We start from the raw sequence: 12,551 nt of genomic DNA on the forward strand, positions 1-12,551 counted from the left end.
GCCCGCTAATTCGTTGTTGGGCAACAACGGCAAAGCGGGCCAGCAACGGATCAGGCTTAGGCGTTCGCGATCAACCCCAACTCAGCTTTGGAAGCCAACGCTGAGTGCTTCGGGAACACGCGGACGGTGTAGCCGAAGGAGCCTGAGCGGTTGATGACCAGGGAGCCGTTGAAGAGGTGGCGTCCGTTCCCGAGGTCCTCCACGGAGTCCAGCTCGGCCACCACCACATCCTCCAGCTCATCGGTCTCTTCGGCGCGGCCGAAGGCGACCTCCACGGAGACGTCGTCGGGTGTCAGGTTGTTGAGGGCCACGTAGGCGTTAACCTGCAGGGTGTCGCCCACCTGGGGTTCCTCGGAGACGCCAACGGAGTCCACGTGTTCCACTACGACTTCGGGCCACGCGCTCCGCACCTTCGACGTCCAGGCAGCGAGTTCCTTCGCTTCCTTGAACGATTCAGCCACGGCGCGGCGCCCCGAAACAGCGGCCGGGCAGTAGAGGTTGTTCACGTAGTCGTGCAGCATGCGTTCTGCCGAGACCGCCGGGCCGAGGTTGGCCAGGGTGTGCTTGATCATGGATACCCAATGAGTGGGCACGGTCTCGGTGCTGGACTCGGACGGGCCTGCCGCACCGGCACCCTGGGCCACGGTTGTGCCGTAGAAGCGCGGCGCCACCTGGGTTTCAAGCAGCTCGTACAGTGCGGATGCTTCGATGTCGTCGCGCTCGTCGGCGGAGGCGTTGTTGTTGGCCGTGGGGATGGCCCAGCCGTTTTCGCCGTCGTACATTTCGTCCCACCAGCCGTCGAGGACGGACAGGTTGAGCGAGCCGTTGATCGCGGCCTTCATGCCGGACGTACCGCAGGCTTCGAGCGGGCGGAGCGGGTTGTTGAGCCAGACGTCGCAGCCCGGGAAGAGGGTCCGCGCCATGGCGATGTCGTAGTTGGGCAGGAACACGATCCTGTGCCGGACTGCGGGGTCGTCAGTGAAGCGGACCAGGTCCTGGATCATTTTCTTGCCGGCATCGTCCGCAGGGTGGGACTTCCCGGCGATGACCAATTGGATGGGGTGCTTGGGGTCCAGGAGCAGGGCCTTCAGGCGTGCGGGGTCGCGCAGCATGAGGGTGAGCCGCTTGTAGGTGGGGACGCGGCGGGCGAAGCCGATGGTGAGGACGTCGGGGTCCAGCACTGAATCGGTCCACCCAAGTTCGGCGTCCGCGGCGCCGCGCTTCTTCCACGACGCCCGGAGACGGCGTCGAACGTCGTCGATGAGCTGGGCGCGCAGGTCGCGGCGGAGCGCCCACACGTCTTCGTCGCTGACGTTGTAGGCCAGGTCCCAGCGTCCCAGCGCTTCCGCTTCGGCGCCGAACTGGTGCCGGGCCAGGGAAGAGATGCGCGGGTCCACCCAGGTGGGTACGTGGACGCCGTTGGTGACGGACGTGATGGGAATTTCGGAGTGGTCGAATCCCGGCCACAGCCCGGCGAACATTTCGCGCGAAACCACGCCGTGCAGTTTGGCGACGCCGTTGGCCCGCTGCGCGAGGCGCAGGCCCATGACGGCCATGTTGAAGACGGAGGGGTTGCCGCCTTCGTAGTTTTCCCGGCCGAGTTCCAGGATCCGGTCGGTGGGAACGGCTGGCGCCAGTCCGGCGTCGAAGAAGTGCTTGATCTGCACGGTTTCGAAGCGGTCGATGCCTGCGGGCACGGGTGTGTGCGTGGTGAAGACGGTGGAGGCGCGTCCCGCGGCCAGGGCTTCGTCCCAGCTGAGGGGATCGGTGGCGTTGGACATGGCTTCCTGGATGCGTTCGATTCCCAGGAAACCTGCGTGGCCTTCGTTGGTGTGGAAAACCTCGGGCGCCGGCGTGCCGGTGAGCTCCTGGTAGACGCGGAGGGCCTTGACGCCGCCCATGCCCAGCAGCAGTTCCTGCTGGAGGCGGTGGTCGCCGCCGCCGCCGTAGAGGCGGTCGGTGATGCCACGGGCAGCTTCGTCGTTGGACGGAACGTTTGAGTCCAGCAACAGCAGTGGAACGCGTCCGACGTCGGCACGCCACACGTGCGCGTGGAGTTCACGGCCGTTGGGCAGCGGCAGGGAGATGTGGACTGGCTTGCCGGGGACGCCGTCCTTGCCGGGGTGGCGAAGCAGGGTCAGCGGCAGGCCGTCCGGGTCCAGAACGGGGTACGTTTCCTGCTGCCAGGCGTCGCGGGACAAGGACTGCTTGAAGTAGCCGGCCTGGTAGAGGAGGCCGACGCCGATCAGCGGCACGCCGAGGTCGGACGCGGCTTTGAGGTGGTCGCCTGCCAGGATGCCGAGGCCACCGGAGTACTGCGGCAGGACCTCGGTGATGCCGAATTCCGGGGAGAAGTAGGCGATGCAGGCGGGAGCGTCCTCTCCGAGGCCCTGGTACCAGCGCGGTTCGCTGAGGTACCGGTCCAGGTCCGCTGCTGCGTCCTGCACGCGGGACACTACGTCGCCGTTGTTGGCGAGGTCCTGCAGCTGTTCGCGGCTGATCGACCCCAGGAGGGCTATAGGGTCGTGTTGCGAGGCCTCCCAGAGAGCCGGGTTAAGGCTCGCAAAAAGTTCCCTGGTGGGCCTGTGCCAGGACCAGCGCAAGTTGGTCGCCAAGCGGGCCAGGGGCCTGATGGGCTCAGGGAGGACGGTGCGGACTGTAAACCTTCGAATTGCCTTCACGAGCGCCACACTAACGGACTGGCATGGCAGTCGGAACCGGATTGGGTTTCTTTTAGGTAAAAGTCATCTTGCGCAGAGGAGAAAGGTCGTTTGCTTAGCATTTCCCGATTTTTGTCGCTAACGTCGTGCTTGTGACGAATACCGTGCGAAACATCACCGCCCTGAAAACCAAGACGAAAACGGACATCACCGACGGACTTCGTTTCGGCCGGTTCCCCATCACGGCTGTTCAGCCGGTGGTGGAGGGTGGCCGTTTCCCGGCGAAGGCCCTGCCGGGGGAGGACCTCGTGGTGGGTGCCACGGTCTTCCGTGAAGGCCACGACCAGCTTGGTGTGTCCGCTGTGCTGCTCGACCCGAGAGGCAGGGAGCGCCAGCGTGTGCGCCTGAATCCCGCCCAGGGCGAACAATGGAAGGGCCTTGACCGCTGGGAGGGCCTCATCACCCCCGGTGGCACTGGCGCATGGTCATTCGTCATCGAGGCGTGGCACGACCGCTACGGAACGTGGCACCACAACGCAGAGGTCAAGATCGCCGCCGGCATCGACGTCGAGTTGATGCTCGCCGAGGGCGCAGCCCTCCTGGCCGAAGCAGCCGACGACGCCGGGCGCAGCGGGGCGGACAAGCGCACCCTTCGTGCCGCTTCTGTCGTGCTGGCCGACACCTCCAAGTCTGCCGAGGAGCGCCTTGCTGCCGGGTTCAGCGCCCAGGTGCTGGCCGCCGTCGAGCGCCTTCCGATCCGCGAATTGGTGACTGTTTCCGAACGCTTCCCCCTGCAGGTGGAGCGCGACCTTGCCGGTCGGGCCGCCTGGTACGAGTTCTTCCCCCGTTCCGAGGGCGCGGTTTTCGACCACAACACCGGGGTGTGGACGTCCGGTAATTTCCGTACGGCGGCGAAGCGGCTCGACGCCGTGGCGGAGATGGGATTCGATGTTATCTACATGCCGCCCATCCACCCGATCGGCTTCCAGCACCGGAAGGGACGCAACAACACCCTGACTCCGGGGCCCAACGACCCGGGTTCGCCGTGGGCCATTGGCTCCAAGGACGGTGGCCACGACGCCATCCACCCCGAGCTGGGGACGTTTGAGGATTTTGATGCTTTTGTTGCCCGCGCCAACGAGCTCGGGCTTGAGGTAGCGCTGGACCTCGCCTTGCAGGCAGCCCCTGACCACCCTTGGGTAACGTCGAACCCTGAATGGTTCACCACGCGTGTGGACGGTTCCATTGCATATGCGGAGAACCCGCCCAAGAAATACCAGGACATCTACCCGCTGAACTTTGACAATGATCCCGCGGGCCTGTCGAAGGAAATCCTGCGGATCGTGCTCTTGTGGATCAGCCACGGCGTGAAGGTCTTCCGCGTGGACAACCCGCACACCAAACCCGTCTGGTTCTGGGAGTGGCTGATCGGGAAGGTCAACAAGAAGCACCCCGACGTCGTTTTCCTCGCCGAAGCTTTCACCCGCCCGCCCATGATGCATGCCCTGGGCCGGGCCGGTTTCCAGCAGTCCTACACGTATTTCACGTGGCGCAACACCAAGACGGAGCTGGAAGAGTACTTCTACGAGGTCAGCCACGTCAGCCCGGCGTATTTCCGGCCCAACTTCTTCGTCAACACCCCTGACATCCTCACCGAGTACCTGCAGTACGGCGGTCCGGCGGCTTTCAAGATCCGCGCAGTCCTGGCTTCCACAGCCAGCCCGTTGTGGGGCGTGTACGCCGGCTACGAGCTGTATGAGCATGTTGCCCGCCCTGGTGCCGAGGAGTACATCGACAACGAAAAGTTCGAGATCAAGGCCCGGGACTGGGAGGGTGCGGCCGCGTCAGGGCGGACCCTTGCTCCGTACATCACGCGGCTCAACGCCATACGCAAGAACCACGTGGCGTTGGGGGACCTGCAGAACCTGACGTTGCACCACAGCACGGACGACGCCACCATTGTCTACTCCAAGCACAAGACTCTTCCGGACGGCACCAAGGACACGTTGATCATCGTGGTCAACGTGGATCCGCACAGCGCCCGGGAGAGCACGGTGTCCCTGGACCTGGCAGCGTTGCAGCTGGACCCTGAGGACTTCAACGAGGACGGCCGCTTCCGCGTGGACGACCTGATCAGCGGACAGAGCTGGGAGTGGGGCGAGCACAACTACGTCCGCCTGGACGCCCATGTTGAACCCGCACACATCCTGAGCATCCGGAGGCAGCTTTAGTGAGTTTCTCTCCGCAAAACCCCAGCCAGTACTTCACTCCGAAGAACACCTTCGAGTTGAACGCCCCAGGTCTCCAGCACGATCCGAACTGGTACCGCAAGGCAGTCTTCTATGAGGTACTGGTGCGGGCCTTTGCGGATGCCAACGGGGACGGCTCGGGCGACTTTCAGGGGCTGATCGAGAAGTTGGACTACCTGCAGTGGCTGGGCGTGGATTGCCTGTGGCTGCCGCCGTTCTTCCATTCCCCGTTGCGTGATGGCGGCTACGACATTGCGGACTACACCTCGGTGCTGGACGAGTTCGGGACCATCAGCGATTTCAAGCGGCTGGTGGCTGAGGCGCACGCCCGCGGCGTCCGGGTGATCATCGATCTTCCCCTGAACCACACCTCGGACCAGCACCCTTGGTTCCAGGAATCACGCAAGGACCCAACGGGCCCCTACGGGGATTTCTATGTGTGGAGTGACACGGACGAGAAGTACCAGGATGCCCGCATCATTTTCGTTGATACGGAAGAGTCGAACTGGACCTTCGACCCTATCCGCCGCCAGTTCTTCTGGCACCGGTTCTTCAGCCACCAACCCGACCTGAACTTCGAGAACCCCAAGGTCATCGAGGCCCTCTTCGACGTGGTCCGGTTCTGGCTGGACCAGGGCATCGACGGTTTCCGTGCCGATGCCATTCCGTACCTGTTCGAAGAAGAGGGCACCAACTGCGAGAACCTGCCGGCCACGCACGCCTTCCTGCAGGATCTTCGCCGGATGGTGGACGCGAACTACCCGGGCCGTGTGATCATCGCGGAGGCCAACCAGCCGCCGCATGAAGTGGTGGAGTATTTCGGCACGGAGGAAGCTCCTGAATGCCATATGGCCTTCCACTTCCCGATCATGCCCCGGCTGTATTACGCCCTGCGCGACCAGAAAGCCGCGCCGATCATCGAGACGTTGCGAGAGACCCCCGAGATCCCCAAGGGTGCCCAATGGGGCACATTCCTCAGGAACCACGACGAGCTCACCCTGGAGATGGTGCCGGCCGAGGAGCGTGCCGCGATGCTGGGGTGGTACGCCCCGGATCCGCGCATGCGGGCGAACATCGGTATCAGGCGCAGGCTGGCCCCGCTGCTGGATAATTCCCGCGCCGAGATCGAACTGATCAACGCGCTGTTGCTGTCCCTGCCTGGTAGTCCCTTCCTTTACTACGGGGATGAGATCGGCATGGGAGACAACATCTGGTTGGACGACCGCGACGCCGTCCGCACGCCCATGCAGTGGAACCCCGATCGGAATGCGGGCTTCTCGGGAGCGGATCCGGGAAAGCTGTACCTCCCGGTCATCCAGTCGCTGGTTTACAACTACAGCATGGCCAACGTTGAGGCGGAGGCGGCGCACTCCGGTTCGCTGCTGCGCTGGACGCGGCAGATCCTCAGCGTTCGAAAGAACCATCCGGTGTTCGGCTTGGGCGGTTTCCGCCACATTGAGGCCGACCACGAGGTAGTGCTGGCGTACGTGCGTGAGTTGCCGCCCGGTAATCCGGATGGGGAGGTCGCCGAAACCATACTGTGTGTGTTCAACCTTTCGCAGCACCCTGTGGCAGCTACCTTGGACCTTCCCGAGTTTGCGGGCCGCGGCCTGCGCGATATCTTCGGCGGCCAACCCTTCCCGGCTGTCGGCGAGAACGGCAACCTGACCGTGATGCTGGGCAGCCACAGCTTCTATTGGCTGCGGCTGCGCTCGGCATCTTCCAATCCATCGTCGCCTTTTACCCAGGCGATCCCCGTGGTGTCGACCAAAGGATGAGATGAGCAAGGGAACAAACAACCCCGCCATTGAAAGTCTTCTCCGGACCTGGCTCCCCACCAAGCGCTGGTTCCCGGTGAAGAGCCCCGATTTTGCCGTTGAGCAGGTGGGCGGTTTCAGACTCCCAGCCGCCGCCGATGATGCCGCGTTTGAGGTGGTGTTGTTGGCAGTCACCTACCGGACGGCCGACGGCGGTCCCCGGACTGACGTTGTCCAGGTGCCGTTGAGCTTCCGCAGCCAGCCGCTCGTGGACGCGCCCACAGCGCTTTTGGGTGAGTTCACTGATCCGGAACGAGGGCTTCAACTGGTGTACGACGCCGTGTACGACTCCGCGTTCGTTTCCGCTTGGCTGGACTTCATGCGCAGCGAAGCCTCCTTGGAGGACAGCCTGGCGCAGGGGCATCTCACCCACGGCAAGGTCACGCTCCCCAGGAATCCGGTTTCTGCGCGAGTCCTCTCCGGTGAGCAATCGAATACCTCGGTCATCATCGACGACGGCGACTCGGCCGCCATCCTCAAGGTTTTCCGCGTGCTGGCGGCCGGCAAGAACCCGGAAGTGGAGCTGGGCGCAGCACTGACGGCGGCCGGAACCAGCGAGGTTCCCGCGACGCTTGGTTGGATCACCGGCTCGTGGCACCAACCGGCGTCGAACGGTTCCGCAACCGCCACCGGTGAGCTGACAGTCGCCCACGAGTTCCTCCTGGGTGGGCAGGATGCCTGGCGCCTGGCCGTCGACGCCGCGGCGGCAGGGAAAGATTTCACCGCGGAAGCCCGCGGCTTGGGAGCGGCGACAGCCACAGTCCATGCCCGGCTGGCCGAAACGTTCGGCGTTCTGGACGGTCAGGCACAGGGCCCGGACATCATCGCCACTGTTGCCAGGCGGGTCCGTCAGTCCTGGGCAGAGGCCGCCTCCGCCGTCGGGCCTTACGACGCGAATGTTCAGGAACTGCTGGACACTTTGGACCCGCGCGACGTCGGGCAGTTGCAACGCGTGCATGGCGATCTTCACCTTGGGCAGATCCTCTGGGTCCCGGGCGCGGAAGACCGCGCAGGGCGTTGGGCCATCCTGGACTTCGAAGGGGAACCGCTGCGCACCATTGACGAACGCAATATGCCCGACCTTCCCCTGCGGGACGTGTCGGGAATGCTGCGGTCCTTCGACTACGCCGCAGGCGCCGCCACGCGCGAGAATGCCGACGCCTCGGTGCCCGAAACCTGGGTGGATGACTGCGCTGCCGCCTTCCTTGAGGGGTACAGCGACGTCACCCCCGGAACCATAGACCGCCGCTCGCCGCTCTTTGTGGCATTGTGGCTGGACAAGGCCTTATACGAGGTGGTCTACGAGCTGCGAAACCGGCCCGACTGGCTGTCGATCCCGGTCAACGCATCGCGACGAATCCTCGACAACACAAGCCGCGGCAAGCATGCGGCAGCTACAGCGGAAGGTAATGACATGACTGGCTCTGCACGTACCGAACGGCCCCGAGTCCCACTGCACGTGGATTCCGAGACCTTGGAACGCGTGGCAGCGGGGGCTTACCACGCACCGCACTCCGTGCTCGGCGCCCATCTGGATGATCACGGCCACGTCACCATCCGGACCGTGAAGCACTTGGCCAAGTCCGTTGCGGTAGTGACCGAAGCCGGACGCACGGACATGACGCACGAGGCACACGGTGTCTGGGCTGCCGTCCTGGAACCGCTGCAGGCCGGCCACGTGCCCGACTACCGTTTGGAAGTGGCGTACGACGCCGAGACAGTCACCGTTGATGACCCGTACCACTACTTGCCTACGGTGGGCGAGGTAGACCTGCACCTGATCGGCGAAGGCCGGCACGAGCGGCTGTGGGACGTCCTTGGTGCCCATGTCCAGCACTACCGGTCCTCGCTGAGCGAAGTGGACGGGGTCTCCTTCGCGGTGTGGGCTCCAAACGCGCAGGCTGTCCGGGTCAAGGGTGACTTCAACGGCTGGGACGGCCGCTCTCACGGCATGCGTTCCTTGGGCTCCTCGGGCGTATGGGAACTCTTCGTTCCCGGTGTTGTAGTAGGGGCGTGCTACAAATACGAGATCCTGACCAAAGAAGGGCAGTGGGTGGAGAAAGCGGACCCCCTGGCCTTCGGGACCGAAGTTCCGCCGCTGACTGCCTCGCGGGTGGTTGATCCGAGCTACCGCTTCAAGGATGAAGAGTGGATGGCTGCCCGTGCACAAAGGGATCCCCACAATTCGCCGATGAGCGTCTACGAAGTCCACCTGGGCTCTTGGCGATTGGGCCTTGGCTACAAGGAACTGGCCAAGGAACTCGTCGACTATGTGAAGTGGCTTGGCTTCTCCCACGTGGAGTTCATGCCCGTCGCCGAGCACCCCTTCGGCGGCTCGTGGGGCTACCAGGTGACGTCCTATTTTGCGCCGACGTCCCGGTTCGGGCACCCGGACGAGTTCCGGTTCCTCGTGGATTCCCTGCACCAGGCAGGCATCGGTGTGCTCCTGGACTGGGTCCCGGCGCACTTCCCCAAGGACGCCTGGGCTTTGGCCAAGTTCGACGGCCAGCCCCTGTATGAGCACTCCGATCCCGCCCTCGGTGAGCACCCGGACTGGGGAACACTGATCTTTGACTTCGGGCGCAGCGAGGTCCGGAACTTCCTGGTGGCCAACGCGCTGTACTGGCTGGAGGAGTTCCACATCGACGGCCTGCGCGTGGACGCGGTGGCATCCATGATCTACCTGGATTACTCCCGCGAAGAAGGACAGTGGCGCCCCAACAAGTTCGGCGGCCGCGAAAACCTCGAGGCCATCTCCTTCATGCAGGAAGTCAACGCCACGGTCTACAAGTCCCACCCGGGAGCCATCATCATCGCCGAAGAGTCCACGGCATTCCCCGGTGTGACGGCACCGACCAACCATGGCGGGCTCGGCTTCGGGCTCAAATGGAACATGGGCTGGATGCACGATTCGCTGAAGTACATCTCCGAAGACCCCATCAACCGCAAATGGCACCATGGCACCATCACGTTCTCCCTGGTCTACGCGTTCACGGAAAACTTCCTGCTGCCCATCAGCCACGACGAGGTAGTCCACGGCAAGGGTTCCATGCTGCGCAAGATGCCGGGTGACCGGTGGCAGCAGCTGGCAAACCTTCGCGCCTTCTTTGCATACCAGTGGGCGCACCCGGGCAAGCAGCTCATCTTCATGGGTACCGAGTTCGGCCAGGAAGCGGAGTGGTCCGAACAGTACGGGCTGGACTGGTTCCTCGCCGACATCCCGGCCCACCGCGGACTCCAGCTTCTGGTCAAGGACCTCAATGAGCTGTATTCCTCGACGCCGGCACTGTACCAACGCGACAACGAAGCCGGCGGTTTCCAGTGGATCAACGGCGGGGACGCGGACCACAACGTCCTCACCTTCATCCGGTGGGACCATGAAGGCAAGCCGCTGGTCTGTGCCATCAACTTCTCCGGCGGCCCGCACAAGGACTACATCCTGGGTGTACCTGGAGCAGGGGAGTGGGTGGAGGTGCTGAACACCGACGCCGAAACGTATGGCGGCTCGGGTGTCGTCAACGCCGGCACCTTGAAGGCCAGTGCGCCGGGAACCGATGGACAGCCGGCCGCGCTCACCGTCACGCTTCCGCCGCTTGGGGCCTCGTGGTTCGCGCCCTCCGAATAGACCCACGCTCTCTCACGTAATCACCCCTTCCGGCCGACGCTCTCTCACGTAATCACCCCTTCCAGGCAACGCTCCTCCACTGTGGTGGGGGAGCGTTGTTGTTAGGCAAGCCCGTCCTGAGACAGGGGCTTTGCCAAGCCGGCAGAGTGTGTGTATAGTTAGTACCCGCGCTGCTCCCCAGTGGAGGAAGGCGAAACCGACATGAATCCTCAAGGAAAATCAAGTCAACTTCGCCGATTTGACCCGGAGGCGGGCAGCGGGTAAGTTTGAAAAGTTGCTCCGGAGCGATCCTGGACCCCTTGTGGGGTGTGGGTGGTGCCGGTAAGTGTCTGTTGTTTGAGAACTCAATAGTGTGCCAAGTTTGTTGATACCGATTGTTTTATTGATTGGTTGAAATTATGGCTGGATCATTGCGCACCCCCGTGTGTGGTGGTCTGGTTTTCAGCTGGTTTCGAATTTTGTGCAGCCGCGTTTTACCGTTATTTCCGGTGGGTGTGGTTGTGTCTGTTTGATTTTTTTTACTTCAACGGAGAGTTTGATCCTGGCTCAGGATGAACGCTGGCGGCGTGCTTAACACATGCAAGTCGAACGATGATCCCAGCTTGCTGGGGGATTAGTGGCGAACGGGTGAGTAACACGTGAGTAACCTGCCCTTGACTCTGGGATAAGCCTGGGAAACTGGGTCTAATACCGGATATGACCATTCCACGCATGTGGTGGTGGTGGAAAGCTTTTGTGGTTTTGGATGGACTCGCGGCCTATCAGCTTGTTGGTGGGGTAATGGCCTACCAAGGCGACGACGGGTAGCCGGCCTGAGAGGGTGACCGGCCACACTGGGACTGAGACACGGCCCAGACTCCTACGGGAGGCAGCAGTGGGGAATATTGCACAATGGGCGCAAGCCTGATGCAGCGACGCCGCGTGAGGGATGACGGCCTTCGGGTTGTAAACCTCTTTCAGTAGGGAAGAAGCGAAAGTGACGGTACCTGCAGAAGAAGCGCCGGCTAACTACGTGCCAGCAGCCGCGGTAATACGTAGGGCGCAAGCGTTATCCGGAATTATTGGGCGTAAAGAGCTCGTAGGCGGTTTGTCGCGTCTGCTGTGAAAGACCGGGGCTCAACTCCGGTTCTGCAGTGGGTACGGGCAGACTAGAGTGCAGTAGGGGAGACTGGAATTCCTGGTGTAGCGGTGAAATGCGCAGATATCAGGAGGAACACCGATGGCGAAGGCAGGTCTCTGGGCTGTAACTGACGCTGAGGAGCGAAAGCATGGGGAGCGAACAGGATTAGATACCCTGGTAGTCCATGCCGTAAACGTTGGGCACTAGGTGTGGGGGACATTCCACGTTTTCCGCGCCGTAGCTAACGCATTAAGTGCCCCGCCTGGGGAGTACGGCCGCAAGGCTAAAACTCAAAGGAATTGACGGGGGCCCGCACAAGCGGCGGAGCATGCGGATTAATTCGATGCAACGCGAAGAACCTTACCAAGGCTTGACATGAACCGGTAATACCTGGAAACAGGTGCCCCGCTTGCGGTCGGTTTACAGGTGGTGCATGGTTGTCGTCAGCTCGTGTCGTGAGATGTTGGGTTAAGTCCCGCAACGAGCGCAACCCTCGTTCTATGTTGCCAGCGGTTCGGCCGGGGACTCATAGGAGACTGCCGGGGTCAACTCGGAGGAAGGTGGGGACGACGTCAAATCATCATGCCCCTTATGTCTTGGGCTTCACGCATGCTACAATGGCCGGTACAAAGGGTTGCGATACTGTGAGGTGGAGCTAATCCCAAAAAGCCGGTCTCAGTTCGGATTGGGGTCTGCAACTCGACCCCATGAAGTCGGAGTCGCTAGTAATCGCAGATCAGCAACGCTGCGGTGAATACGTTCCCGGGCCTTGTACACACCGCCCGTCAAGTCACGAAAGTTGGTAACACCCGAAGCCGGTGGCCTAACCCTTGTGGGGGGAGCCGTCGAAGGTGGGACCGGCGATTGGGACTAAGTCGTAACAAGGTAGCCGTACCGGAAGGTGCGGCTGGATCACCTCCTTTCTAAGGAGCTGCTAACAACTGTCCGTGTTCTGTGTATGCGGTTCGTGGTGGTTGTCAGTGTTGCCCATTGCGCAGGCGTCTGTTCTGCGGTGGGTGCTCATGGGTGGAATATCAACGAATCATTTTTTGGCATGGCCTGTTCGGTTGTGTCCTGGTG

4 protein-coding genes and 1 rRNA gene are annotated in these 12,551 nt (G+C 62.6%); 4 read left to right on the forward strand and 1 reads right to left on the reverse strand.

Going from position 1 to position 12,551, the window contains the following annotated elements; translation table 11 throughout:
• Window positions 1-56: 56 nt before the first annotated feature.
• The gene (glgP, locus tag QRM57_RS02850) at window positions 57-2,681 is read right to left on the reverse strand and encodes an alpha-glucan family phosphorylase (protein ID WP_284985513.1); all 2,625 of its coding nucleotides are present in this window, start codon (window positions 2,679-2,681) and stop codon (window positions 57-59) included.
• A gap of 125 nt (window positions 2,682-2,806) precedes the next feature.
• Here glgP and QRM57_RS02855 point away from each other — a divergent pair, with 125 nt between their 5' ends.
• The 4 genes from QRM57_RS02855 to QRM57_RS02870 all read left to right on the forward strand — a co-directional run bounded on the left by QRM57_RS02855 (window position 2,807) and on the right by QRM57_RS02870 (window position 12,394).
• The gene (locus tag QRM57_RS02855; protein WP_284985514.1) at window positions 2,807-4,891 is read left to right on the forward strand and encodes an alpha-1,4-glucan--maltose-1-phosphate maltosyltransferase; all 2,085 of its coding nucleotides are present in this window, start codon (window positions 2,807-2,809) and stop codon (window positions 4,889-4,891) included.
• Window positions 4,891-6,687, forward strand: a complete 1,797-nt coding sequence (gene treS / locus QRM57_RS02860) for a maltose alpha-D-glucosyltransferase (RefSeq protein ID WP_284985515.1) — start codon at window positions 4,891-4,893, stop codon at window positions 6,685-6,687. Before QRM57_RS02855 ends, treS begins: the two co-directional genes overlap by 1 nt.
• Window position 6,688: 1 nt before the next feature.
• A complete protein-coding gene (locus QRM57_RS02865) occupies window positions 6,689-10,351 on the forward strand; it encodes a 1,4-alpha-glucan branching enzyme (protein WP_284985516.1) in 3,663 nt (1,220 codons plus the stop codon).
• A gap of 523 nt (window positions 10,352-10,874) precedes the next feature.
• Window positions 10,875-12,394, forward strand: a 16S ribosomal RNA gene (locus QRM57_RS02870).
• The last annotated feature ends 157 nt before the right edge of the window (window positions 12,395-12,551 follow it).

This window comes from Arthrobacter sp. fls2-241-R2A-172, from assembly GCF_030208885.1.
In the GTDB taxonomy this organism is placed as follows: Bacteria; Actinomycetota; Actinomycetes; order Actinomycetales; family Micrococcaceae; genus Arthrobacter.

What these genes read in the sequence shown, in the direction of transcription:
- QRM57_RS02865 (WP_284985516.1), top strand. Translation starts at nt 6,689, where the DNA reads ATGAGCAAGGGAACAAACAACCCCGCCATTGAAAGTCTTCTCCGGACC.